Here is a 22,493-nt window from a genome sequence, read left to right as displayed (position 1 = left end):
GTCCTCGGTGGTACCCCGGGCCAGTCACTCGGCGGCGAGCGGTTCGAGGGCCGCGCAGTCGGCGGCGGAGAGGGCGAGGCGGCGGTCGGCGACCCCGAGGTCGGCGAGCGCGCGGTAGGCGGGGGTCTCTTCCGGGGGAGGGGGTTGGACGTCGGTTGACTCCTCCCGGGGGCGCGCGGCCTCGGGCAGTGCGGCCTCGGGCAGTGCCTCGCCGGTGGCGATGAAGTGGTTCCACCAGCCGTCGCCGCGCGGGGTGCGGGAGAAGTACGTCCGGAACACCCACTGGGAGCGGTCGGCGCCGACGCGTTCGCGGACCCGGCGCAGATGGCCGGCGGCGGAGAGGTTGTTGAGCGCGGTGCGGACGGCCTGCTGCCCGTAGAGCGGGTTGAAGGCGGCGAGGGACTTCACGTCCATCGCCGCACCCTCGGGGAACCGGTCGATCATGTTGGCGAGGTACGCCTCGCGAACGGGCAGGTGTGCGAAGTCGCCGGCCTCGCGGGGGAGTTCACCGGGGGCGCAGCGCTTTCCGTAGCCCGGAGAGGCGAGTTCCGGCCCGGGCGGGAGCGTGATGGCGCTAAAGTCGTGGCTAGCCACAGGATCGACCTCTGATTTCGATCGTGAAGGTCAGACCCCCGTTCGGTGTTCGCAGCACCGGCGGGGGTCGTTTCGTCTGAGCCGCACGCTACATGGTCGTGATGCACCGTGGCGAACAGTGACGATAAGTCATATCGACTGGCTAGAGGCCTACTTGGGCGGGAGGGTGGGAGGTGGTTACCCGCCCATTCCTATGGGGGTCACTCGCCTTCCGGCACCTGAGCTTCGGAGGCGAAGGCGACGAAGTCCGCCCAGGCGGAGGGGGAGAAGGAGAGCCGGGGACCGGCCTTGTCCTTGGAGTCGCGGACGAGGACGGAGGAGGGGGAGGGGGCAATCTCGATGCACTCCCCGCCGTCGGTCGTGCTGTAGCTGGACTTGAACCACTTGCTGCTCATAGCTCTTCCACTACCCCTCTGATGAACGCTTCGGACTCCTCGATGCTGAGGGCCTGCATGCGGATCATGCCATGACGCTGGGCAATGACGTTCACTCGCGCGGCGTCGGCATACAGGATGCCCGTGTTCTGGCCTTCGACGTAAGCGAGTTGTTCGTGATCGGGAGTTTCCAGCAGAATGATGGGGCCGTTCAGGGCGGCGTAGGCGGCACGGCTGATCGGCAGCACCTGAATGGAGACGTTGCGCAGTCGGCCGATTTCCAGCAGGTGGTTCAACTGCCGCTTCATGAGTCCGGGTTCGCCGATGGGTGCTCGCAGGGCGACCTCGTAGATGACGAAACCATGGAACACGGTCGGGGAGCTTGTCAGTCGCTCCTGGCGCTGCATTCGGCCAGTGACACGCGCTTCGACCGTTTCGTCGTCCAGTGGTGGATAGGAGTTGCTGATCGTCTCGCGCGCGTACTCCTCGGTTTGCAGCAAGCCCGGTACAAGGAGGGCCGAGTAGGCCTGGAGCGCGATGGCCTCGCTCTCGGCCTGCGTGTATCCGCGCGAGTAGGACGAGAACTTCTCCGGAATGAGGTAGTCCTTCGCCCCCAGCAGCATCCCCCGCGCGTCGCACAGTTCATCCGCCGTCTCCAACAGCTTCAGCGACGGCTTCCGCCTCCCCGACTCCATCGACCGCACGCTCTCGATGTCGTAGTTGGCCGCGCGGCTCAACTCCTCCCGCGTCACCCCCGCTTGAGCGCGCCACCGCTTGATCTGGTCTCCGCAGTACTTCCAAGCCATCGGCGGCTGCGCGGGCGCGCCCATCCCGGACCCCCATCGTGTGCGGTCGGACGGCGAGTCACCTCGCCGGTGTACCTGAGGTGCAACTCCCGAGGCTATGCCCCCACCTCGTTATCTGGAACGTGAAATGGCCGAACTCCCCTCCCGTGAGTGACGCCCCCCTCCTCCCCGTCAAGGACTCCCATGGTCGAGTGGACGTTCCCCCGCCACCCCCGCAGCGTCGGCCGTGCCCGCGTCGCACTCCTCCGGCAGGCTCACGAGTGGCGCGTCCCGGACGAGACCACCGAGACGGCCCTGCTGCTCCTCAGCGAACTCGCCACCAACGCCTGCCGACACGCCAGGGCCCCGCGCGACCGCCACCTCCTCGTCGCCTGCGCCGTCCTCGACGACCTCACCCTCCGCATCGAGGTCTCCGACGCCGACTCCCGACTCCCCGTCCCACGCCACGCCGGCCCCGACGACGACTGCGGCCGAGGCCTCGAACTCGTCGCCGCCCTCGCCACCACCTGGGGCGCCCACCCCCGAGGCCCGGGCCACATCGGCAAAACCGTCTGGTTTGAGCTGAAGGGATAGTCGCCCGAGCGGGAAGGAGTCACGGCCGACGTCGCCCCGGCAGTCGAAAGCCGGCGGTCCGCCGCGATCCGGCCAGCACGGCGACCACCTGTGGCACCTGCTTCGCGTCGACCTTGTCCAGCGCCTTGGACAGCAGCCGGTAGAGGACGAGCTGCCGACATATGTAGACCACGACCCATGCCAGTACGCCGATCAGCAGCGCCCACCAGGGCCAGCGCACCAGAACGCCTTCGAGCAGGGTGAGAGCTCCACCCCAGGTCGTCATTTCTCCCCCTCGACTCGTGGCCGCGCCCGCCCGCCCCGCTGCTCCGCCTCGGCGTCCCGGTATCGGTCGGTGGGACTCTCCGGCAGATTGCGGCTGCCGTACGAGGCGCCGCCCGTGACCAGCGCTCCGACCAGTGCGAGGTCCCAGTCGCCCTGGAGCAGAGCGACAGCCGTCCCGGCCAGGGGGCCGATCACCAGCGCGGCGCCGACCGAGATCGACCCCCGCTCACGCCCCGGCGCGTCGGGGCCGAGGCGATAGCCCCGGACCAGGCCGAGGCCGAACCTCACCAGTGCGACAGCGCCGGTCACGGACGCGCCCTCGTGATGCGCGACGATCGCGTCGCACTCCGCCGCCCATTCCTCCGACCGCTCGTGCGCCTCCTCCGCGGGCAGTTCGTAGCAGGCGGCGCGGAGCAGCGCGGCCGTGACGGCACGCGCCGCACGCTCGACCGGAGGAACCCTCACAGCGCGTCCCCCAGGGCGGGCCGGGTCCTGGCGCCGGGCGCGGGCCGGCCCTGCTCGAATGCGGCAGCCAACTCCAACCGGGCGAAACGCACCCCTTCGCCCGTCAGGCGGTAGTACTTCCGGGGGCGTTGCGCTTCGTCGCCGGGTGTTTCCCAGGCGGACTCGACCATTCCCTCGCCCTCAAGTCTGGCCAGCAGCGGGTAGAGCGTCCCGCTCGACAGCTTGGCGGCCGTCATCAACTCGTAGCCGTACCTCCGGCCGGCGGGGTCGTCGACGAACGCCCGGAGCACGCGCAGCAGCTGGGGTGTCACCTTCACTCCAGCAGGATAGCCATGAAGTCGGCATATGTAGAGATGCTTTCGGGTCCGCCCTCGGCCGAGCTTGACCTGAAGTCGACTTCAGGTCCTACGGTCGTCCCCGGGACCGCCGGTACCGGCCGGCGGCAGCTTCCGAGGGGGAACCGTCATGACCATGACCACCACCGACAGCGTCGTTCCCGAGCGCTACCGCTACGCCGTCGTCCCGCACATCATGGTCGACGACGCCGCCGCCGCGATCGACTTCTACCAGCGGGCCTTCGGCGCCCGCCAGGACATCCGGATCGACGCCCCCGACGGCGGCGTCCTGCACGCGGAGATCAGCATCGGTCCGTCGGTGCTGATGCTGGGGGACTCCGGCGGGGGCGGGGGGCCGTTCACCGCCCCGGCGGCGCTCGGCGGCACCAGCGTCGCCCTGCACGTCTACGTCCCGGACGTCGACGCCCTTGCCGAGCGCGCCGGCGCGGCCGGCGCGGAGATCCTCCAGCCGCCGACCGACATGTTCCACGGCGACCGCACCGCCATCCTCAAGGATCCCTCGGGCCACGTGTGGATCTTCCTCACCCACCTGAAGGACTTCACCCCCGAGGAGCTCCGCCGTCGCCTGCCCGCCGCCTGACCGGGGTCGGGCGGACTTCGCGCGGCGTGTCCTGTCCGTCGATTCCATGGACGTGCGTCAGGTGTCTCAGATAATCTGATTCCATGAGGCTGATGACCGCAACCGAGGCTTCGAGAAGCTTCGCCGCCGTGCTCGACTCGGCGGAACACGGCGAGACGATCGTGGTGACGCGTGGTGGTCGGCGGATCGCCGTCATCGGGCCGGCCCCGGTCGGCAACGGGGCCGCCCTCAACGACGTGCTGCGGCGCTTCCAACCGGACGACGACTTCGCCGCGGACATCGCGTCCGCACGCTCCGTGCTTGAGGACAAGGTGGCCGAGTGGCCCGTCGACTGATTCTCGACACCGGTGTGCTGATCCGCGCGGAGCGCCACGGGAGTGCGAGCCTGTTCGACCCGGATGACGACGTGGCGATCGCGGCCGTGACGGCGGCCGAACTCCACCTGGGGGTCGAACTCGCGAACGAGTCCCGTCGGCTCGGGCGGCAGGGCTTCGTCGACGCCGTGCTCGCGGTCGTGCCGGTGGAGGACTACACCCCCGACACGGCCCGCATTCATGCGCGGCTGATGGCGCACGTCCGCCGACAGGGCCGTCCGCGTGGTGCCCACGACCTGATCATCGCGGCCACGGCGCTCGCAACCGCCCGGACGGTGGTCACCATCGACGCCTCGGCCGCCTTCGCCGATCTGCCGGGCGTACGGGCGATCGTCCTGAGGGATTGAGCAGGCGGGCACCTGCGGCAGGGGTCGGGTCCGGAGGGAACGGCCGCGCCCCCGCCGGTGGGGCGGGGGTGCGGCCGTGCGGGGGTGCGGTGTCAGCACTCGATGACGTTGACGGCGAGGCCGCCGCGGCTCGTCTCCTTGTACTTGATCTTCATGTCCGCACCGGTCTCCTTCATGGTCTTGATCGCCTTGTCGAGGGAGACGTGGTGGCGGCCGTCGCCGCGCAGTGCCATCCGGGCCGCGGTGACGGCCTTCACCGACGCCATGCCGTTGCGCTCGATGCAGGGGATCTGGACCAGGCCGCCGACCGGGTCGCAGGTGAGGCCCAGGTTGTGCTCGATGCCGATCTCGGCGGCGTTCTCGACCTGCTCGGGCGAGCCGCCGAGGACCTCCGCGAGGCCGCCGGCCGCCATCGAGCAGGCCGAGCCGACCTCGCCCTGGCAGCCGACCTCGGCGCCGGAGATGGAGGCGTTCTCCTTGAAGAGCATGCCGATCGCGCCCGCGGCGAGCAGGAAGCGGACGATGCCGTCCTCGTCGGCGCCGGGGATGAAGTTCAGGTAGTAGTGCAGGACGGCGGGGATGATGCCGGCCGCGCCGTTGGTCGGGGCGGTGACCACCCGGCGGCCGGAGGCGTTCTCCTCGTTGACCGCCATCGCGTAGAGGGTCACCCACTCCATCGCGTTGGCCGGGCCGATGCCCTCGGCGCGCAGCGCCCGGGCGCCCGAGGCGGCGCGGCGGCGCACCTTCAGGCCGCCGGGGAGTATGCCCTCGCGGGACATGCCCGCCCGGACGCACTCCTGCATGACCCGCCAGATCTCCAGCAGGCCGGCCCGGATCTCCTCCTCGGTGCGCCAGGCCTTCTCGTTCTCCAGCATCAGGCCGGAGATGGACAGGCCGGTCTCCCGGCTGAGCCGGAGCAGTTCGTCACCGGTGCGGAAGGGGTACTTCAGCACGGTGTCGTCGGGCTTGACCCGCTCCGCGCCGATCGCGTCCTCGTCGACGACGAAGCCGCCGCCGACCGAGTAGTAGGTCTTCTCCAGCACGGTGGAGCCGTCGGCCCGGTAGGCCCAGAGGGTCATGCCGTTGGCGTGGTACGGCAGCGAGCGCCGCCGGTGCAGCACCAGCTGGGTGTCGGGGTCGAAGTCGATGGCGTGGCTGCCGACCAGCTGGAGCCGCTTCTCGGCGGTGATCCGCTCGACGTCCCGGTCGGCCTGGTCGACGTCGACGGTGCGCGGGGAGTTGTTCTCCAGGCCCAGCAGCACCGCCCTCGGGGTGCCGTGGCCGTGGCCGGTGGCGCCCAGTGAGCCGAACAGCTCGGCGCGGACGGCCGTCACCTCGGTCAGCAGGCCCTCCGACTTCAGGCGGCGGGCGAACATCCGGGCGGCGCGCATCGGGCCGACGGTGTGGGAGCTGGACGGGCCGATGCCGATGGAGAAGAGGTCGAAGACGCTGATGGCCACGGAGTGACGTCCTTGTCTGGTCTCGTGGGTGGTGCCGGCGGGGAGGGAGGGACGGCAGTGGCGGAGGTGGTGGGTCGGGCGGCCGACACGGGTCGGGGCACCGCGCGCACCTTCCAGTGTGCGCGGTGCCCCGGAATCCCCGGTGTCAGGGCGGCGTGAGCCCGGTCACCCGTGGTCGAACAGGAGGGACCTACAGGTTCGGGTACAGCGGGTACTTCTCGGCCAGGGCGGTGACCCGGGCCTTCAGGCCTTCGGCGACGGTCTCGTCGAAGGCCGGCTTCAGGGCCTCGGCGATGATGTCGGCGACCTCGCGGAAGTCCTCGGCCAGGAAGCCGCGGGTGGCGAGCGCCGGGGTGCCGATCCGCAGGCCGGAGGTGACCATCGGCGGGCGCGGGTCGTTCGGGACGGCGTTGCGGTTGACCGTGATGCCGACCTCGTGCAGGCGGTCCTCGGCCTGCTGGCCGTCCAGCTGGCTGTTGCGCAGGTCGACCAGGACGAGGTGGACGTCGGTGCCGCCGGACAGCACCGAGACGCCGGCCTCGGTGACGTCGGCCTGGAGCAGGCGCTCGGCGAGGATCCGGGCGCCGTCCAGGGTGCGCTGCTGGCGCTCCTTGAACTCCTCCGAGGCGGCGACCTTGAAGGCGACGGCCTTGCCGGCGATGACGTGCTCCAGCGGGCCGCCCTGCTGGCCGGGGAAGACCGCGGAGTTGATCTTCTTGGCGTGCTCGGCCTTGGAGAGGATGACGCCGCCGCGCGGGCCGCCCAGGGTCTTGTGGGTGGTGGTGGTGACCACGTCCGCGAACGGCACCGGGTTGGGGTGCAGGCCTGCGGCGACCAGGCCGGCGAAGTGGGCCATGTCGACCATCAGCAGCGCGCCGGTCTCGTCGGCGATCCGGCGGAACTCGGCGAAGTCGAGCTGGCGCGGGTAGGCGGACCAGCCGGCGATGATCAGCTGCGGCCGGTGCTCCTTGGCGAGGCGCTCGACCTCGGCCATGTCGACCTGGCCGGTCTTGTCGTCGACGTGGTACGGCACCACGTTGTAGAGCTTCCCGGAGAAGTTGATCTTCATGCCGTGGGTCAGGTGGCCGCCGTGGGCGAGGTTCAGGCCCAGGATGGTGTCGCCCGGCTTGATCAGCGCGAACATCGCGGCGGCGTTGGCCTGCGCGCCCGAGTGCGGCTGGACGTTGGCGTGCTCGGCGCCGAACAGGGCCTTGATCCGGTCGATCGCGATCTGCTCGACGACGTCGACGTGCTCGCAGCCGCCGTAGTAGCGGCGGCCGGGGTAGCCCTCGGCGTACTTGTTGGTCAGCACCGAGCCCTGGGCCTCCATGACCGCCACCGGGGCGAAGTTCTCGGAGGCGATCATCTCCAGGGTGGTCTGCTGGCGGTGCAGCTCGGCGTCGACCGCGGCGGCGATCTCCGGGTCGAGGGCGTGCAGGGACTGGTTCAGAACCGTCATGGTGGGGTCTTCCCGGGAGTGAGAGGGAGGAGGCCGGCGGGGCGACGGGGCGGCCGCGGCGGGTGGCCGCCCCGTCGGGAGACTCAGGCCGAGGGGTTGGTGATCTTGGTGTACTCGTCGGCGCTCAGCAGCGGACCGGTCGACTCGACGCGGACCTTGAAGAGCCAACCGCCCTCGAAGGGCTCGCCGTTGACCAGGCTGTTGTCGTCCTTGACGGCCTCGTTGACCTCGACGACCTCGCCGGTCGCCGGCGAGTACAGGTCGCTGACCGACTTGGTGGACTCCAGCTCGCCGCAGGTCTCGCCGGCGGTCACCGTCGCGCCCACCTCGGGGAGGTCCACGTAGACGATGTCACCGAGCGCGTCGGCGGCGTGCTTGGTGATGCCGACCGTGGCGACCTCACCGGCCTCGGCGGTGGTCAGCCACTCGTGCTCCTCGGTGTACTGCAGGTGCTCGGGGTTGCTCATGGCGTCATTCTCCAGGATGGGAAGCGGGTACGGCGAAGCGGCCCGGGGCGCGGACGTGCCTCGCGGGGGGACAGGTGGGACGGAGCCTCAGCGGGCCCGCTTGTAGAACGGCAGCGCGACGACCTGGACCGGCTCGTGCTTGCCGCGCACGTCCACCGCGACGGTGGTGCCGGGGGCGGCGTGGGCCGCGTCCACGTAGGCCATCGCGATCGGCTTCTCCAGGGTGGGGGAGGGCGCGCCGGAGGTGATCCGGCCGATCGGCGCGCCGTCCGGGGAGACCACGGTGTACTCGGCGCGCGGCACCCGCTTGCCCTCGGAGACCAGGCCGACCAGCACCCGCGGCGGGTTGGCGTCGGCCTCGGCGGCGGCCCGCTCCAGGGCCTTGCGGCCGATGAAGGCGCCCTCGTTGGTGGTCTTGTCGAAGCGGACGACCCGGCCGAGTCCGGCGTCGAACGGGGTCAGGTCGGTGGACAGCTCGTGCCCGTACAGCGGCATGCCGGCCTCCAGGCGCAGCGTGTCGCGGCAGGACAGGCCGCACGGGATCAGACCGCGGTCGGCGCCGGCCCCGGTCAGCGCCTGCCAGATCCGCTCGGCGTCGCCCGGGCTGCAGAAGATCTCGAAGCCGTCCTCGCCGGTGTAGCCGGTGCGGGCGAGCAGCACGTCGCGGCCGGCCACCTGGGCGGGGAGGATCGCGTAGTACTTCAGGCCGGGCAGGTCGGCCTCGGTGGTGTCGGCCAGGATCGCGGTGGACTCCGGGCCCTGGACGGCGATCAGCGCGTAGGCGTCGCGGTCGTCGGAGACGACGGCGTTGTAGCCCTTGGCGCGGGCGATCAGCTCGTCCAGCACCAGCTGGGCGTTGGAGGCGTTGGCGACGACCAGGAAGGCGTCCTCGCGCAGGCGGTAGACGATCAGGTCGTCCAGGATGCCGCCGTCCTCGGCGCAGATCATGGTGTAGCGGGCGCGCAGCACGCCGAGCGCGGAGACGAAGCCGACCAGGGCGTGGTCCAGCATCTCGCCGGCCTGCGGGCCGGTGATGGTGATCTCGCCCATGTGGGACAGGTCGAACAGGCCGGCCTTGGTGCGGACGGCGAGGTGCTCCTCGCGCTCGCTGCCGTAGCGCAGCGGCATGTCCCAGCCGGCGAAGTCGGTCATGGTGGCGCCGAGGGCGCGGTGCAGCGCGTCGAGCGCGGTGAGGCGGAGGGACGACATGGCCAGGAACTCCTCGGTCGGGGCACTCAGGGGTGCGCGCGCCGGGACCGGCCCTGCAGGGGGCGGCGGACCCTGCGCGCGGGCATGCGGCGGCTGGGTCTCCCCATCTGTCGTCGGACCTGAGAGCTTCACCGTCCACTGCCCTGCAAGGGACAGCATGGCGGCTTGCACCGTGGGTGGGTGGACGGCAGGGCCGTGCACCGCTTTCCAGATCTGCCTAGCCCGTGCGGTAGGGGGGCCTGAGAGATTCCGGGGAGGACTTGCTCCTTCGGCGCCGGCTGTGCCGCCAGGACGGGGCACTCCGGACTCTCCCGCGCGGGTTCGAGCGGCCGGTATGGAGTTGAAGGGGCCTGGGTGGATGCCACCGCAGACGCGCACATCATGGCACGTCCCCGCGGATCAGGGGAGAGGGGGCCGCCTCCCGGGCCCTCCGCGTCCGCCGACCGCTAGGCTGCGGGGATCGGCGAGCGGAGGGCGGTACAGGGGCGCATGGGGAACCCGGTGGAGCAGCAGGGCTGGGGCGGACCGGAGTCGGCGCCCTCGGGCGGGGCCTGGCCGGCCAACGAGCTGGAGCAGGTGCTCACCGCCGCGCTCGGCGACCCGGGCGCGACCCCGCGGGTGATCGAGGTGCTGGCGCGCAGCCAGGTGTGGATCCCGCTGCCGGCCGGCGGTGACCCGCGGGGGCAGGCGCTGGACCTGCCGACCTTCGAGCTGGCCGGCGACCCCTATGTCCCGGTGTTCTCCTCGCAGGAGGTGTTCCTCCAGCAGGTGCCGGGGATGGCGTTCGCCGTCGCGCCGGTCTGGGAGTTCGCCCGCGGCCTGCCGCTGGGCGTCGGCATCGCCGTCAACCCCGAGGCGCCGGTGGGCATCCCGGTGCCGCCGGAGGGCGTGGCCGAGCTGCGCCGCGGGCCGCGCGAGGACCGCTGGGAGGCCGCCCCCGACGCGCCGTCCGGCGGCCGGGTGGCGCTGCGCGAGCCGGTGCCGGGCGAGGACCCGGAGCTGTTCCTGGCCGCCTGCCGCGCCGAACTTTCGGCGCTGCCGGGGGTGCTGACCGCCCGGCGGGCGCTGGCCAGCGTCGAGGGCGAGCCGACCGTGATGTTCGTCGGCGTCCAGCTGGACCCGCTGGCCCCGGCCGACCCGGGGGCGGTGAACGAGGCGCTGGGGCGCGCGCTGGGAACCGCGCCGCTGCCCGGCGGCGTCCACCTCGTACTGCTCGACCTCGCGGACGATCCGGTGGTCGACTGGTTGGTGAACCGGGTCGCCCCCTTCTACGCGCGGGGTTGATCCGGCCCCGGCCGCCCGCCCGGCACCCGTCGGAGCGGGCTCGGGCGGGGGAGCGGTACCCGGACAGGCCCTGACCCTGGCACGTCGGCGTGGCGGCGGTCGTCGGTGCCCCATAGGGTGCGTGCTGACGGCCGCCGGGCCGCCGGTGACGACGAGGAACGAAGAGGCGCAGCGAGGTGGGCGCATGAGTGCGGGATCGGTAGCTGGCGGTGCACCGGGGCCCTGGGGCCAGGCGCCCACCGGACGCCCGGATCCGGGCGCGCTGGAGCGCGCCCTGCGCGAGGTGGCGCCGGAGCGCTACGAGGCCTACGAGACGATGCTGAACGCGCTCGCCGAGGGCCGGGTCTGGATGCTGCTGTGGCACGGCACGCCGGGCAGCGCGGACGCCCAGTACGGGAACATGGAGATCAGCGGCCACGGCTACGCGCCGGCCGTCACCTCGCCCGAGCAGCTGGCGGCGTCCGGCTGGGCGCGGGCGCACGAGGTGATCTCCGGCCGGGAGATCGCGGCCTCGCTGTACCGGACCCGCTGGGGGCTCTGGCTGAACCCGCACGCCCCGGGCGGCGGGGTGGGTGTGCCGTGGGCCGACCTGAGACGGGTCGCGGCGGGGCTGGACCGGCTGCCGGCCGGGCCGTTGCGGCTGAGCGAGCCGCAGCTGCCGGCCGCCCAGTCGTTCTTCGCGCTGCTGGAGCGGCAGGCGGCCGAGGTGCGCGCGGTGCGGGCGCTGCGCCGGGCCTGGGTCCAGCCGTCGGTGGGCGAGCCGTACCTCGCGATCGGGCTGGAGCTGTACGAGAGCTCGGCGCCCACGGTGGAGGCCGTGCGGGCGCTGATGCAGCGGGCGATCGCGGTCGCGCCGGAGGGCCTGGCGGTCTCGACGGTGGCGATGGCGGACGAGTTCGACCCGGTGGCGCTCTGGATGCGGGCCAACGCGCGCCCGTTCTACGACCGGGAGGCGGCCGGGCACGGTCGTCCGCCGACGGGCCCCTACCCGCCGGTACCCCCGCCGCCGTACGCCTCGCAGCAGGGGCCGGCCCAGGGGCAGGGCTTCGGCTACGGCACGCATCCGCCGGCGCCGGGCTGGCCGGGGCAGCAACCGCCGCCGCAGCAGCCCTGGCCGGGCTATCCGGGTCGCTGACCTGCGGGAAACGTCGAAGAGAAGTCCGTGTAACCGGCTTGACATGATGTCGAGCCGGTTACGGCGTTTTCCGGACAATTTTCCCGAATCGGTGGCGGCCGCCTTGACATGGCTGTTACAGCTGTGTGAAGAGGGATATGCCGATGGTGCGAGGGGTGCATGCGGACAGATCACAGTTGGGCATCTGTCGGTGGTTTGGACTGGCGTAAGCCTGTTCGGATGGCAGAGAGTTCTGCAACAGCCCGCCGCGCGTGGTTGGCGTCCCACAAGGGCGAACGCGCTGGCGGACCGCATGATCCATGTGACGCCCATCCCACGTGACGCCCATCCCGCGTGGCAGCAGTACCGCGTGGCAGCAGCACTGAGCACGCCGTACCGCTGAGAAGCACCCCGCACCTGTACCTCCGCACGTCCGCACTCAAGCACGTCCGCACCAGCCGCGCCGCCGATCCCGGCGTCCGGCACCCGTGGGCCGGCCACCGTCGGCGAGGGGACCGAACTGACCATGACCGCACCCATCAAGACCGCCGGCAGCGCACCGGAGGCAGACGCCGCCGCGAGCCCGGCCAAGAAGATCGAGGGCCGCTCGCTCGGCCGGATCGCCTGGACCCGCTTCAAGCGGGACAAGGCCGCCGTCGCCGGCGGCGTCGTGGTGATCCTGCTGATCCTCCTCGCCCTGCTCGCCAAGCCGATCGAATCGGCCTTCGGCCTGGACCCGGACGCCCTCCACCAGGACCTCCTGGACGCCGACCTCGGCGGCCTGCCGCTGGGCGACTGGGGCGGCATGAGCTGGGACCACCCGCTCGGCGTCGACCCGCTGCAGGGCCGCGACCTGCTGACCCGCGTCATCGAGGGCTCCTGGGTCTCCCTGCTGGTCGCCTTCGGCGCGACCGTGCTGTCCAACACCATCGGCACCGTGCTCGGCATCATGGCCGGCTACTACGGCGGCTGGGTGGACACCCTGATCAGCCGGGTGATGGACGTCTTCCTCGCCTTCCCGCTGCTGCTCTTCGCGATCGCGATCTCGACCTCGCTGCAGGGCGGCGCGTTCGGCCTGCACGGCCTCCCGCTGCACATCATGGTGCTGATCTTCGTGATCGGCTTCTTCAACTGGCCCTACATGGGCCGGATCGTGCGCGGACAGACCCTCTCGCTGCGCGAGCGCGAGTTCGTCTACGCGGCCCGGAGCCTGGGCGCCCGCGGGCCGTTCATCCTCTTCAAGGAGCTGCTGCCCAACCTGGTCGGTCCGATCCTGGTCTACTCGACCCTGCTGATCCCGACCAACATCCTCTTCGAGGCCGGGCTGAGCTTCCTCGGCGTGGGCATCCAGCCTCCGCAGGCCTCCTGGGGCGGGATGCTCCAGGACGCGATCCGGTACTACCAGGTGGACCCCCAGTACATGGTGGTCCCCGGTCTGGCGATCTTCATCACCGTGCTCGCCTTCAACCTGCTCGGCGACGGGCTGCGTGACGCCCTCGATCCCAAGAGCAACTGACGCTGCGTCAGGAATCCTCGTCCAGCCACCACTTCCTCAAGGGGTTGATCCCACCCATGCGTAGGTCCCGTACTGTCGCGCTGACCGCCATGGCCGCTGCCGCGGTCCTGGTCGTCACCGGTTGCTCGTCCAGCTCGAAGAGCGACGACGCCAAGTCCACCGCCACCGGCACCGAGGCCGCGGGCGGCTCCGGGGTCAACGCGGCCACCAAGAACATCGTCAACGCCTCGGACAAGAAGGGCGGGACGGTCACCTTCGAGATGAAGGGCACCCCGGACTCGCTCGACCCGGGCAACACGTACTACGCGTACATCTACAACTTCTCGCGTCTGTACGCCCGGCCGCTGACCACCTTCAACCCGGCCGCCGGCGAGGAGGGCAACAAGCTCGTCCCGGACCTCGCCGAGTCCATGGGCCAGCCGAGCGCGGACGGCCTGAGCTGGACGTACAAGCTCCGCAAGGGCCTGAAGTACGACGACGGCACCCCGATCACCTCGAAGGACGTCAAGTACGCCGTCGAGCGCTCCAACTTCGCGCCGGACGTGAACTCCAACGGCCCGACCTACTTCCACGACCTGCTGGTGGACAACCCGACGCCGTACGCGGGCCCGTACAAGGACAAGGAAGGTGACCTGAAGTCGATCGAGACCCCCGACGACACCACGATCATCTTCCACCTGCAGCACCCGTTCGCGGACTTCGACTACCTGGTGAGCGCCCCGCAGACCGCGCCGGTCCCGCAGGCCAAGGACACCGGTGCCGACTACGTCAAGCACATCGTGTCCTCGGGCTCCTTCAAGTTCGAGTCCTACGAGGACGGCAAGCAGGCCGTCCTGGTCCCGAACACCAACTGGGACCCGAGCACGGACCCGATCCGGAAGCAGCTGCCGGACAAGATCCTGCTCAAGATGAACATCGACCAGGCCACCATCGACAAGGACCTGCTGGCCGGCAACGCCCAGGTCGACCTGGTGGGTGGCGGTGTCGACCCGCAGACCCAGGCGCAGATCCTGCAGAACCCGAAGCTGAAGGCCAAGACCGACAACGCCTACGGCGGCCGTCTGGTCTACCTGGCGATCAACTCCAAGGTCGCGCCGTTCGACAACGTCGACTGCCGCAAGGCCGTCCAGTTCGCGATCGACAAGGTCTCGGTGCAGACCGCCGAGGGCGGCCCGATCCGCGGCCAGATCGCCAACACGGTGCTCCCGCCGGACATCCCGGGCCACCAGGACTTCAACCTGTACGAGACCAAGGACAACAAGGGTGACGAGGCCAAGGCCAAGGACGCCCTGAAGGCCTGCGGCAAGGACAGCATCAACACCGTCCTGTCGGCCCGCACCGAGCGCGCCACCGAGGTCGCCGCCGCCACCTCGATCCAGGCCGCGCTGAAGAAGGTCGGCATCAACGCCGAGATCCAGCAGTACCCGCAGGGCAAGTACCTGACCGACAGCGCCGGCGCGCCGCAGTTCACCCAGGACCACAACATCGGTCTGATGATGATGCAGTGGGGCGCGGACTGGCCGACCGGCTACGGCTTCCTGCAGCAGATCGTCGACGGCCGCGCGATCAAGGCCTCCGGCAACAGCAACCTGTCCCAGCTGAACGACCCGTCCGTCAACAAGCTGATCGACGACGCGGCCGTCAACCCGGACAAGGCCGCCCGCGAGAAGATCTACGGCGACATCGACAAGAAGGTCATGGAGCAGGCGGTCATCGTCCCGCTGACCTACTTCAAGGTCTTCCTGTACCGCCCGGACAGCGCCACCAACCTGGCCTCCACCCCGGCGTTCTCGGGTGAGTACGACTACCTGAACATCGGCTCCGCCAAGTAAGAGCCTGGCTCCGCATCCCTGAAGGCAGGTGAAGGCAGCGGCGCCCGCCGCCGTCCGGAGGATCCCGGACGGCGGCGGGCCGCCGGAGCCGCCCAACTGTGTTTGCCTACATCATCCGCAGGATCTTCGCCGCGGTGATTCTGCTGCTGGTCGTCAGCGCGGTCACCTTCGCGATCTTCTTCCTGCTCCCGCGCTTCGCCGGCGAGACGGCCGACCAACTGGCCGCCCAGTACATCGGGAAGAACCCCTCCCCGGAGGCGATCGCGGCGGTCAAGCAGAACCTCGGCCTCGACCAGCCGCTGTACGCCCAGTACTGGAACTTCCTCAAGGGGCTGGTCAGCGGCGCCGAGTACAAGTTCGGGCCGGAACCGGCCACCTGCCACGTGCCCTGCTTCGGCTACTCCTTCAAGAACCACCTGGAGGTCTGGCCCGAGCTGTCCAAGCGGATCCCGACCACCCTCTCGCTCGCCATCGGCGCGGCCGTCCTCTGGCTGACCTCCGGCGTCGCCACCGGCGTCGTCTCCGCCCTCAAGCCGCGATCGATCTTCGACCGCCTCTCCATGGGCGTCGCCCTCGCCGGCGTGTCGCTGCCGGTCTTCTTCACCGGCGCGCTGCTGCTCACGCTGTTCAGCTACGAGTGGCCGATCCTGGACAACCTGCAGTACGTCGACTTCACCGACAACCCGCTGATGTGGGCCCGCAACCTGATCCTCCCCTGGATCTCGCTGGCCTTCCTCTACTCCGCGCTCTACGCCCGGCTCACCCGCGCCGGGATGCTGGAGACCATGAGCGAGGACTACATCCGCACCGCCCGGGCCAAGGGCCTGGTCGAGCGCAAGGTCGTCACGCGGCACGGACTGCGCGCCGCGCTCACCCCGATCGTCACCATCTTCGGCATGGACCTCGGGCTGCTGCTCGGCGGTGCGCTGATCACCGAGCAGGTGTTCTCGCTCCAGGGCGTCGGCCAGTTCGCCGTCCAGGCGATCTCCGACAACGACCTGCCCAAGATCCTCGGCGTCACCCTGCTGGCTGCCTTCTTCATCGTCGCCTGCAACCTCGTGGTCGACCTCCTGTACGCCCTCGTCGACCCCCGGGTGAGGCTCTCGTGACCGAGCTCCAGAAGTCCACGGCAGCCGCCGCTCCCGGATCGGCACCGTCCGGCGATCCGTTCCTGTCCGTGCGGGACCTGCGGATCCACTTCGACACCGACGACGGCCTGGTCCGCTCCGTCGACGGCGTCAGCTTCGACCTGGCCAAGGGCCGGACCCTCGGCATCGTCGGCGAGTCCGGCTCCGGCAAGTCCGTCACCTCGCTCGGCATCATGGGCCTGCACCGCTCCAAGCGGGCCCGGATCAGCGGCGAGATCCGGCTCGACGGCGAGGACCTGATCGCGGCCGGCCCGGACCGGGTCCGCGAGCTGCGCGGCCGGCAGATGGCGATGATCTTCCAGGACCCGCTGACCGCGATGCACCCCTACTACACGGTGGGGCAGCAGATCGTCGAGGCCTACCGGGTGCACCACCCGCAGGCGACCAAGAAGCAGGCCCGGGCCCGCGCCGTCGAGATGCTCGACCGGGTCGGCATCCCGCAGCCCGACCGCCGGGTCGACGACTACCCGCACCAGTTCTCCGGCGGCATGCGCCAGCGCGCCATGATCGCCATGGCGCTGGTCAACGACCCCTCGCTGCTGATCGCCGACGAGCCCACCACCGCCCTGGACGTCACCGTCCAGGCACAGATCCTGGACCTCATCCGGGACCTCCAGGAGGAGTTCGGCTCGGCCGTCATCATCATCACCCACGACCTCGGGGTGGTCGCCGAGCTCGCCGACGACATCCTCGTCATGTACGGCGGCAAGTGCGTCGAGCGCGGCCCGGCCGAGACCCTCTTCGACTCGCCCGAACACCCCTACACCTGGGGCCTGCTGGGCTCGATGCCGCGCCTCGACCGGGAGCTCCAGGACCGCCTCGTCCCGGTCAAGGGCACCCCGCCCAGCCTGATCAACGTGCCGTCCGGCTGTGCCTTCCACCCGCGCTGCCCCTACGCCGGCCTGACCGGCGGGCGCTCGACCGAGGAGACCCCGAAGCTGACCGAGGTCGCCCCCGGCCACCACGCCGCCTGCCACCTCGCGCTCGCCGAGCGGCACCGCATCTTCACCGAAGAGATCGCGCCCCGGCTGTGAGCCCGGCCTCGTACCACCTTTCTGGAGAGAACCGATGACGGACACTCAGGCGGCGACCATCCCCGCGCCGACGCCCGCCCCCGATCGGCAGCCGCTGCTCCGGGTGACCGGTCTGACCCGGCACTTCCCCATCCACAGCGGCCTGATGCGGCGCCAGACCGGCGCCGTCCGGGCGGTCGACGGCATCGACTTCACCGTCAACGCCGGCGAGACCCTGGGCGTCGTCGGCGAGTCCGGCTGCGGCAAGTCGACGATGGGCCGGCTGGTCACCCGGCTCGACGAGCCCACCGGCGGGACGATCGAGTTCGAGGGCACCGACATCACCCACCTGGGCGTCGGGGCGATGCGGCCGCTGCGCCGCGACATCCAGATGATCTTCCAGGACCCGTACTCCTCGCTGAACCCGCGGCACACCGTCGGCACCATCGTCGGCGCGCCGTTCCGGCTGCAGAAGGCCGAGCCGGCGGGCGGGATCAAGAAGGCCGTCCAGGAGCTGCTGGAGCTGTGCGGGCTCAGCCCCGAGCACTACAACCGCTACCCGCACGAGTTCTCCGGCGGCCAGCGCCAGCGCATCGGCATCGCCCGGGCGCTCGCCCTGCGGCCCCGGATGATCGTCGCCGACGAGCCGGTCTCCGCCCTGGACGTCTCCATCCAGGCCCAGGTGGTCAACCTGCTCGACGACCTCCAGCAGGAGCTCGGCCTGACCTACCTGATCATCGCGCACGACCTCTCGGTGGTCCGGCACGTCTCCGACCGGGTCGCCGTGATGTACCTCGGCAAGATCGTCGAGATCGCCGACCGGGACGCGCTCTACAGCAACCCGATGCACCCGTACACCACCGCGCTGATGTCGGCCGTCCCGGTGCCCGACCCGCGCCGCCGCCAGAGCGGCGGGCGCGAGCGGATCCTGCTCAAGGGCGACGTGCCCTCGCCGATCAACCCGCCCAGCGGCTGCCGCTTCCGCACCCGCTGCTGGAAGGCCCAGGAGATCTGCGCCACCCAGGAGCCGCCGCTCGCCGTCGCGTCGGCCGGGCACCAGGTGGCCTGCCACTTCCCGGAGAACAGCGAGGGGAACGACTAGCACAGCGAGGGGAACGACCAGCACAGCCCGGAGAGCGCCGCCACCGGCGACAAGGCGGCCGTCCCCGCGTGAGCCTCCGGTCGGAGGGGAGGCCCGGCCGGGTCACACTGTTGCGGTGACCTCGCAGATCTTCCCCTCCGACGTGCAGCAGTCGCTGGACCTCGTCGGCATCTTCGTCTTCGCCCTCTCCGGAGGGCTGCTCGCCGTCCGCAAGAACATGGACATCTTCGGCATCTGTGTCCTCGCGGAGGTCACCGCGCTCGGCGGCGGCGTCATGCGCGACCTCGTCATCGGCGCCACCCCGGTCGCCGCCTTCAGCAACCTGGGCTACTTCCTCACCCCGCTGCTCGCCGGCCTGGTGGTCTTCTTCCTGCACCCCGAGGTCGAACGGATCAACCGCGCCGTGCAGGCCCTCGACGCCCTCGGCCTCGGCCTGTTCTGCGTCACCGGCACCGCCAAGGCCCACGACTACGGGCTCGGCGCGGTCGCCGCCGTCGCGCTCGGCATGGTGACCGCTGCGGGCGGCGGGGTCATGCGCGACGTGCTGGCCGGCGAGATCCCCTCGCTGCTCCGCTGGGACCGCGAGATCTACGCCGTGCCCGCCCTGGTCGGCGCCGCCCTGGTCGCCGTCCTGATCGCCCTCGACAGCCTCACCGCCGCCACCGGCACCGCCGCCGCGCTCACCGCGTTCGGCCTGCGGATGCTCGCCCTCAGGTACGGCTGGCGCGCGCCGCGGGCCTGGCACCGCAACGGTTCTCGCACCAGCGAGGAGTAGGCGAGCCGCCGTACGCCAGCGAGACCGCCTCCGCGGTGCAGAGCAGCTCGGGCACCAGCCGCAGCAGCTCGGCCGGGGAGACGCGGTCGGCCGGTGCCGAGATCGCGCAGGCCGCGACCGCCCGGCCGTCGCTGCCCGCCACCGGGGCCGCCACGCAGGTGACCGCATCCCGGTGCTCGGCCGACTCGGCCGCCCAGCCCCGCCGGCGCACCGCGGCCAGGTCGTCCGGCGTTGGTTCGTCTGCGGGCCCGTTCGGCGCCTGTCCGGCCAGCAGCACCCGGCCGATCGCCGTTCCCGCGGCCGGCGCCCGGCGCCCGATCAGGGTCGGCCGGCCCGGGTCGGTGCTCCACCGCCCGGCCAGCTCGTCCAGGTACAGCACCTCGTCGTCCTGCAGCACGGCGAGCCGCACGGTGCAGCCGCAGCGCTCGTTCAGCGCGGCCAGGTACGGCGCGGCGACCTGCCGGACGTCGATCTCCTGGAGCGCCCGCTGGGCCAGCGACAGCACCCGGCCGCCCAGCCGGTAGCGGCGGTCCGACAGCCGGTGGACGAAGCCGTGCTCCTCCAGGGTGCGCAGCAGCCGCAGCGCGGTGGACTTGTGCACACCGATCGAGGTGGCGGCCTGCTCCAGGGTGACCGGTCCGTCGCCGAGCGACCCGAGCAGGGTCAGCGCCCGATCGACCGACTGCGACATTGCGCCCCCTCGTTCCTGGTTCCGGTCGGGCCGCGTGATGGTGGCCGACCGACCCTAGCCGTTCGCCGGCCGCACCCCGTACCGGGGCCGCCCCGACGGCCGGTGAGCCGGTGCGTCCCGTCCGGTGGCCGGATCGCTACGATGCGCCCGACGGCGCCGGTGGCACCGGTCCGTCGCAGGCCGGGGGGACCCCTACAATCGGATGGTTATGCCATACCTGGACCATGCGGCGACCACGCCGATGCTGCCCGAGGCGATCGCCGCCATGTCGGCGCACCTTGGGGTCGTCGGCAACGCCTCCTCCCTGCACGCGGCCGGCCGCCGGGCCCGCCGCGTGGTCGAGGAGGCCCGCGAGTCGCTCGCCGAGTCGCTCGGCGCCCGGCCCAGCGAGATCGTCCTCACCGGCGGCGGCACCGAGTCCGACAACCTGGCCGTCAAGGGCCTGTACTGGGCCCGGCGCGGCGCCGACCCGGCCCGCACCCGGGTGCTGAGCAGCCCCGTCGAGCACCACGCCGTGCTGGACGCCGTGCACTGGCTCGCCGAGCACGAGGGCGCCACCGTCGAGTACCTGCCGGTGGACGCGCTCGGCCGGGTGCACCCGGCGGCGCTGCGCGAGGCGATCGAACGGGACCCCGGCTCGGTCGCGCTGGTCACCGTGATGTGGGCCAACAACGAGGTCGGCACCGTCCAGCCGATCGTCGAACTCGCCGCCGTCGCCGCGGAGTACGGCATCCCGACGCACGCCGACGCGGTGCAGGCGCTCGGTCAGGTGCCGGTCTCCTTCGCCGAGTCCGGGCTCACCGCGCTCACCGTCACCGGCCACAAGATCGGCGGCCCGTTCGGCATCGGCGCGCTGCTGCTGTCGCGCGGGGCCACACCCGTCCCGCTGCTGCACGGCGGCGGCCAGGAGCGCGACGTCCGCTCCGGCACCCTGGACGCGCCCGCCGCCGCCGGCTTCGCGGCTGCCGCGGCCATCGCCGTCGAACGGCGTGCGGAGCACGCCGCCGTGCTGGGCGCCCTGCGCGACGAGCTGGTCGCGACGGTGCTCGCCGCCGTCCCGGACGCCGTCCTCAACGGCGACCCGGCGGGGGAGGGCCGACTGCCCGCCAACGCGCACTTCTCCTTCCCCGGCTGCGAGGGCGACGCGCTGCTGATGCTGCTCGACGCCCGGGGCATCGAGTGCTCCACCGGTTCGGCCTGCTCGGCAGGCGTCCCGCAGCCCAGCCACGTGCTGCTGGCGATGGGCGTCGACCCGCTGCTCGCCCGGGCCTCGCTGCGCTTCTCGCTCGGCCACACCTCCACCCGCGGGGACGTCACCGCCCTCGCGGAGGCCATCGCGCCGGCCGTCCAGCGCGCCCGCAACGCCGGTCTGGCGGCGGTGCGGCGCTGATATCGGCTCGGCTGATATCGGCTGGGGGAAGGCTTCGGGCACCGCGTACGCTTATTGCCATCATGACTGACTTCCCGGGTGCCCCGACCGCTCCGTCCACCACTGGCCGCCTGCGCGTGCTCGCGGCGATGTCCGGCGGGGTGGACTCCGCCGTCGCCGCCGCCCGCGCCGTCGAGGCGGGTCACGAGGTGACCGGCGTGCACCTGGCGCTCTCCAGCAACCCGCAGTCCTTCCGGACCGGCGCGCGCGGCTGCTGCACCATCGAGGACTCCCGGGACGCCCGCCGCGCCGCCGACGTGATCGGCATCCCGTTCTACGTCTGGGACCTCGCCGAGCGCTTCCGCGAGGACGTCATCGACGACTTCGTCGCCGAGTACGCGGCCGGGCGCACCCCCAACCCGTGCCTGCGCTGCAACGAGAAGATCAAGTTCGCGGCGCTGCTGGACAAGGCGATCGCCCTCGGCTTCGACGCCGTCTGCACCGGCCACTACGCCCGGATCGTGGACCGGGCCGACGGCTCGCGCGAGCTGCACCGCGCCGTCGACGCCGCCAAGGACCAGTCCTACGTCCTCGGCGTCCTCGACGCCGACCAGCTCGCCCACTCCCTCTTCCCGCTCGGCGACACCACCAAGGACGTCATCCGCGAGGAGGCTTCGCGGCGTGGTCTGGCCGTCGCCAAGAAGCCCGACTCGCACGACATCTGCTTCATCGCCGACGGCGACACCCAGGGCTTCCTGGCCAAGCACCTCGGCACCGCGACCGGCGACATCCTGGACGTCGACGGCACCAAGCTCGGCGAGCACGACGGCGCCTACGGCTTCACCATCGGCCAGCGCAAGGGCCTGCGGATCGGCCGCCCGGCCGCCGACGGCAAGCCGCGCTACGTCCTGGACATCTCGCCGGTGAACAACACCGTCACCGTCGGCCCCGTCGAGGGCCTCGACGTCACCGGCCTCACCGCGATCCGCCCGCGCTGGTGCGGCACCGAGCCGCTGGCCGACGGCCGCTACACCGCCCAGCTCCGCGCCCACGGCGAGGAGGTCCCGGTCTCGGCCTCCGTCGTGAACGGCGACACCCTCCACGTCCACCTCGACACCCCGGCCCGCGGCATCGCCCCCGGCCAGGCCGTGGTGCTGTACGACGGCCCCCGCGTCGTCGGCTCCGCCACCATCGCCACGACGGAACGCCCGGCGGTCACCGCCTGAGGACGGGGTGGGTGGGCCTGTCCAGCCAGGCCCACTGCTTCCCGGCCGTGACCGTCAGCCCGAACCGCTCGGGCGACGGTCGGCCGGCCGCCGAG

25 protein-coding genes and 1 riboswitch are annotated in these 22,493 nt (G+C 71.5%); of the genes, 14 read left to right on the top strand and 11 right to left on the bottom strand.

Annotated elements, in window-relative coordinates; all coding sequences use genetic code 11:
• Window positions 1-24 precede the first annotated feature (24 nt).
• From ACFP3U_RS16790 to ACFP3U_RS16780, 3 genes are all read right to left on the bottom strand, one after another.
• A complete protein-coding gene (locus ACFP3U_RS16790; protein ID WP_380226334.1) occupies window positions 25-594 on the bottom strand; it encodes a hypothetical protein in 570 nt (189 codons plus the stop codon).
• A 200-nt stretch (window positions 595-794) separates the two neighbouring features.
• Window positions 795-989, bottom strand: coding sequence for a DUF397 domain-containing protein (locus tag ACFP3U_RS16785; RefSeq protein WP_380226333.1), 195 nt, complete (start codon window positions 987-989; stop codon window positions 795-797).
• Window positions 986-1,798: a helix-turn-helix domain-containing protein gene (locus ACFP3U_RS16780; RefSeq protein ID WP_380226332.1), complete on the bottom strand. Its 813-nt coding sequence runs from the start codon at window positions 1,796-1,798 to the stop codon at window positions 986-988. Before ACFP3U_RS16780 ends, ACFP3U_RS16785 begins: the two co-directional genes overlap by 4 nt.
• A gap of 159 nt (window positions 1,799-1,957) precedes the next feature.
• Here ACFP3U_RS16780 and ACFP3U_RS16775 point away from each other — a divergent pair, with 159 nt between their 5' ends.
• Window positions 1,958-2,347 (top strand): ATP-binding protein, encoded by a 390-nt coding sequence (locus tag ACFP3U_RS16775; protein WP_380226331.1) that lies wholly within the window; start codon window positions 1,958-1,960, stop codon window positions 2,345-2,347.
• A 19-nt stretch (window positions 2,348-2,366) separates the two neighbouring features.
• Here the strand turns inward: ACFP3U_RS16775 and ACFP3U_RS16770 are convergent, their stop codons facing one another.
• Genes ACFP3U_RS16770 through ACFP3U_RS16760 form a run of 3 tightly spaced genes read right to left on the bottom strand, consistent with a single transcriptional unit; the run spans window position 2,367 to window position 3,393 of the window.
• Entirely contained in the window at window positions 2,367-2,612 is a 246-nt protein-coding gene (locus ACFP3U_RS16770; RefSeq protein WP_380226330.1) for a hypothetical protein, read from the bottom strand.
• The gene (locus ACFP3U_RS16765) at window positions 2,609-3,076 is read right to left on the bottom strand and encodes a hypothetical protein (protein WP_380226329.1); all 468 of its coding nucleotides are present in this window, start codon (window positions 3,074-3,076) and stop codon (window positions 2,609-2,611) included. The genes ACFP3U_RS16770 and ACFP3U_RS16765 overlap by 4 nt, the downstream gene beginning before the upstream one ends.
• Entirely contained in the window at window positions 3,073-3,393 is a 321-nt protein-coding gene (locus ACFP3U_RS16760) for a PadR family transcriptional regulator (protein ID WP_380226328.1), read from the bottom strand. Before ACFP3U_RS16760 ends, ACFP3U_RS16765 begins: the two co-directional genes overlap by 4 nt.
• A gap of 148 nt (window positions 3,394-3,541) precedes the next feature.
• Here ACFP3U_RS16760 and ACFP3U_RS16755 point away from each other — a divergent pair, with 148 nt between their 5' ends.
• The 3 genes from ACFP3U_RS16755 (at window position 3,542) to ACFP3U_RS16745 (ending at window position 4,733) form a co-directional block, all read left to right on the top strand.
• Window positions 3,542-4,012 (top strand): VOC family protein, encoded by a 471-nt coding sequence (locus ACFP3U_RS16755; RefSeq protein ID WP_380226327.1) that lies wholly within the window; start codon window positions 3,542-3,544, stop codon window positions 4,010-4,012.
• A 92-nt stretch (window positions 4,013-4,104) separates the two neighbouring features.
• Window positions 4,105-4,347, top strand: coding sequence for a type II toxin-antitoxin system Phd/YefM family antitoxin (locus ACFP3U_RS16750; protein ID WP_380226326.1), 243 nt, complete (start codon window positions 4,105-4,107; stop codon window positions 4,345-4,347).
• A complete protein-coding gene (locus tag ACFP3U_RS16745; protein WP_380226325.1) occupies window positions 4,332-4,733 on the top strand; it encodes a PIN domain-containing protein in 402 nt (133 codons plus the stop codon). The genes ACFP3U_RS16750 and ACFP3U_RS16745 overlap by 16 nt, the downstream gene beginning before the upstream one ends.
• 92 nt (window positions 4,734-4,825) lie before the next feature.
• On the opposite strand, the gene ACFP3U_RS16740 is transcribed toward ACFP3U_RS16745, so the two are convergent.
• The 4 genes from ACFP3U_RS16740 to gcvT all read right to left on the bottom strand — a co-directional run bounded on the left by ACFP3U_RS16740 (window position 4,826) and on the right by gcvT (window position 9,328).
• Complete coding sequence (locus ACFP3U_RS16740) at window positions 4,826-6,193, bottom strand: L-serine ammonia-lyase (protein ID WP_380226324.1); 1,368 nt, start codon at window positions 6,191-6,193, stop codon at window positions 4,826-4,828.
• 190 nt (window positions 6,194-6,383) lie between these two features.
• Window positions 6,384-7,652, bottom strand: a complete 1,269-nt coding sequence (glyA, locus tag ACFP3U_RS16735) for a serine hydroxymethyltransferase (protein ID WP_380226323.1) — start codon at window positions 7,650-7,652, stop codon at window positions 6,384-6,386.
• Between the two features lie 83 nt (window positions 7,653-7,735).
• The gene (gene gcvH / locus ACFP3U_RS16730) at window positions 7,736-8,119 is read right to left on the bottom strand and encodes a glycine cleavage system protein GcvH (RefSeq protein ID WP_380226322.1); all 384 of its coding nucleotides are present in this window, start codon (window positions 8,117-8,119) and stop codon (window positions 7,736-7,738) included.
• 87 nt (window positions 8,120-8,206) lie between these two features.
• Window positions 8,207-9,328 (bottom strand): glycine cleavage system aminomethyltransferase GcvT, encoded by a 1,122-nt coding sequence (gene gcvT, locus ACFP3U_RS16725; RefSeq protein ID WP_380226321.1) that lies wholly within the window; start codon window positions 9,326-9,328, stop codon window positions 8,207-8,209.
• A gap of 217 nt (window positions 9,329-9,545) precedes the next feature.
• Window positions 9,546-9,652: riboswitch (glycine riboswitch) on the bottom strand.
• 165 nt (window positions 9,653-9,817) lie between these two features.
• Here gcvT and ACFP3U_RS16720 point away from each other — a divergent pair.
• From ACFP3U_RS16720 to ACFP3U_RS16685, 8 genes are all read left to right on the top strand, one after another.
• A complete protein-coding gene (locus tag ACFP3U_RS16720; RefSeq protein WP_380226320.1) occupies window positions 9,818-10,612 on the top strand; it encodes an enhanced serine sensitivity protein SseB in 795 nt (264 codons plus the stop codon).
• Window positions 10,613-10,796: 184 nt separating this feature from the next.
• Window positions 10,797-11,747: an enhanced serine sensitivity protein SseB C-terminal domain-containing protein gene (locus ACFP3U_RS16715; protein ID WP_380226319.1), complete on the top strand. Its 951-nt coding sequence runs from the start codon at window positions 10,797-10,799 to the stop codon at window positions 11,745-11,747.
• Between the two features lie 505 nt (window positions 11,748-12,252).
• Complete coding sequence (locus ACFP3U_RS16710; protein WP_380226318.1) at window positions 12,253-13,242, top strand: ABC transporter permease; 990 nt, start codon at window positions 12,253-12,255, stop codon at window positions 13,240-13,242.
• Window positions 13,243-13,298: 56 nt separating this feature from the next.
• Window positions 13,299-15,074 carry an ABC transporter substrate-binding protein gene (locus ACFP3U_RS16705; RefSeq protein ID WP_380226317.1) on the top strand — a complete coding sequence of 592 codons (1,776 nt, stop codon included), beginning with the start codon at window positions 13,299-13,301 and terminating at the stop codon, window positions 15,072-15,074.
• A gap of 98 nt (window positions 15,075-15,172) precedes the next feature.
• A complete protein-coding gene (locus tag ACFP3U_RS16700; RefSeq protein ID WP_380226316.1) occupies window positions 15,173-16,183 on the top strand; it encodes an ABC transporter permease in 1,011 nt (336 codons plus the stop codon).
• Entirely contained in the window at window positions 16,180-17,256 is a 1,077-nt protein-coding gene (locus ACFP3U_RS16695) for an ABC transporter ATP-binding protein (RefSeq protein WP_380226315.1), read from the top strand. Before ACFP3U_RS16700 ends, ACFP3U_RS16695 begins: the two co-directional genes overlap by 4 nt.
• 34 nt (window positions 17,257-17,290) lie before the next feature.
• Window positions 17,291-18,337, top strand: a complete 1,047-nt coding sequence (locus ACFP3U_RS16690) for an ABC transporter ATP-binding protein (protein WP_380226314.1) — start codon at window positions 17,291-17,293, stop codon at window positions 18,335-18,337.
• 115 nt (window positions 18,338-18,452) lie between these two features.
• Window positions 18,453-19,112: a trimeric intracellular cation channel family protein gene (locus tag ACFP3U_RS16685; protein ID WP_380226313.1), complete on the top strand. Its 660-nt coding sequence runs from the start codon at window positions 18,453-18,455 to the stop codon at window positions 19,110-19,112.
• Here ACFP3U_RS16685 and ACFP3U_RS16680 read toward each other — a convergent pair.
• Entirely contained in the window at window positions 19,048-19,803 is a 756-nt protein-coding gene (locus ACFP3U_RS16680) for an IclR family transcriptional regulator (protein ID WP_380226312.1), read from the bottom strand. The two genes, ACFP3U_RS16685 and ACFP3U_RS16680, sit on opposite strands and share 65 nt — an antisense overlap.
• 208 nt (window positions 19,804-20,011) lie before the next feature.
• Here ACFP3U_RS16680 and ACFP3U_RS16675 point away from each other — a divergent pair, with 208 nt between their 5' ends.
• Complete coding sequence (locus ACFP3U_RS16675) at window positions 20,012-21,193, top strand: cysteine desulfurase family protein (protein WP_380226311.1); 1,182 nt, start codon at window positions 20,012-20,014, stop codon at window positions 21,191-21,193.
• A 62-nt stretch (window positions 21,194-21,255) separates the two neighbouring features.
• A complete protein-coding gene (gene mnmA, locus ACFP3U_RS16670; RefSeq protein WP_380226310.1) occupies window positions 21,256-22,398 on the top strand; it encodes a tRNA 2-thiouridine(34) synthase MnmA in 1,143 nt (380 codons plus the stop codon).
• Window positions 22,399-22,493: the final 95 nt, after the last annotated feature.

The organism is Kitasatospora misakiensis (assembly GCF_042656005.1).
In the GTDB taxonomy this organism is placed as follows: Bacteria; Actinomycetota; Actinomycetes; order Streptomycetales; family Streptomycetaceae; genus Kitasatospora; species Kitasatospora misakiensis.
This window is presented reverse-complemented; position numbering and strand designations above follow the sequence as displayed.

Coding starts and splice junctions, on each gene's coding strand:
- ACFP3U_RS16785 (WP_380226333.1), bottom strand. CDS start 989: ATGAGCAGCAAGTGGTTCAAGTCCAGCTACAGCACGACCGACGGCGGG.
- ACFP3U_RS16780 (WP_380226332.1), bottom strand. CDS start 1,798: ATGGGCGCGCCCGCGCAGCCGCCGATGGCTTGGAAGTACTGCGGAGAC.
- ACFP3U_RS16775 (WP_380226331.1), top strand. CDS start 1,958: ATGGTCGAGTGGACGTTCCCCCGCCACCCCCGCAGCGTCGGCCGTGCC.
- ACFP3U_RS16770 (WP_380226330.1), bottom strand. CDS start 2,612: ATGACGACCTGGGGTGGAGCTCTCACCCTGCTCGAAGGCGTTCTGGTG.
- ACFP3U_RS16755 (WP_380226327.1), top strand. CDS start 3,542: ATGACCATGACCACCACCGACAGCGTCGTTCCCGAGCGCTACCGCTAC.
- ACFP3U_RS16750 (WP_380226326.1), top strand. CDS start 4,105: ATGACCGCAACCGAGGCTTCGAGAAGCTTCGCCGCCGTGCTCGACTCG.
- glyA (WP_380226323.1), bottom strand. CDS start 7,652: ATGACGGTTCTGAACCAGTCCCTGCACGCCCTCGACCCGGAGATCGCC.
- gcvH (WP_380226322.1), bottom strand. CDS start 8,119: ATGAGCAACCCCGAGCACCTGCAGTACACCGAGGAGCACGAGTGGCTG.
- gcvT (WP_380226321.1), bottom strand. CDS start 9,328: ATGTCGTCCCTCCGCCTCACCGCGCTCGACGCGCTGCACCGCGCCCTC.
- ACFP3U_RS16720 (WP_380226320.1), top strand. CDS start 9,818: ATGGGGAACCCGGTGGAGCAGCAGGGCTGGGGCGGACCGGAGTCGGCG.
- ACFP3U_RS16715 (WP_380226319.1), top strand. CDS start 10,797: ATGAGTGCGGGATCGGTAGCTGGCGGTGCACCGGGGCCCTGGGGCCAG.
- ACFP3U_RS16710 (WP_380226318.1), top strand. CDS start 12,253: ATGACCGCACCCATCAAGACCGCCGGCAGCGCACCGGAGGCAGACGCC.
- ACFP3U_RS16705 (WP_380226317.1), top strand. CDS start 13,299: ATGCGTAGGTCCCGTACTGTCGCGCTGACCGCCATGGCCGCTGCCGCG.
- ACFP3U_RS16690 (WP_380226314.1), top strand. CDS start 17,291: ATGACGGACACTCAGGCGGCGACCATCCCCGCGCCGACGCCCGCCCCC.
- ACFP3U_RS16680 (WP_380226312.1), bottom strand. CDS start 19,803: ATGTCGCAGTCGGTCGATCGGGCGCTGACCCTGCTCGGGTCGCTCGGC.
- ACFP3U_RS16675 (WP_380226311.1), top strand. CDS start 20,012: ATGCCATACCTGGACCATGCGGCGACCACGCCGATGCTGCCCGAGGCG.
- mnmA (WP_380226310.1), top strand. CDS start 21,256: ATGACTGACTTCCCGGGTGCCCCGACCGCTCCGTCCACCACTGGCCGC.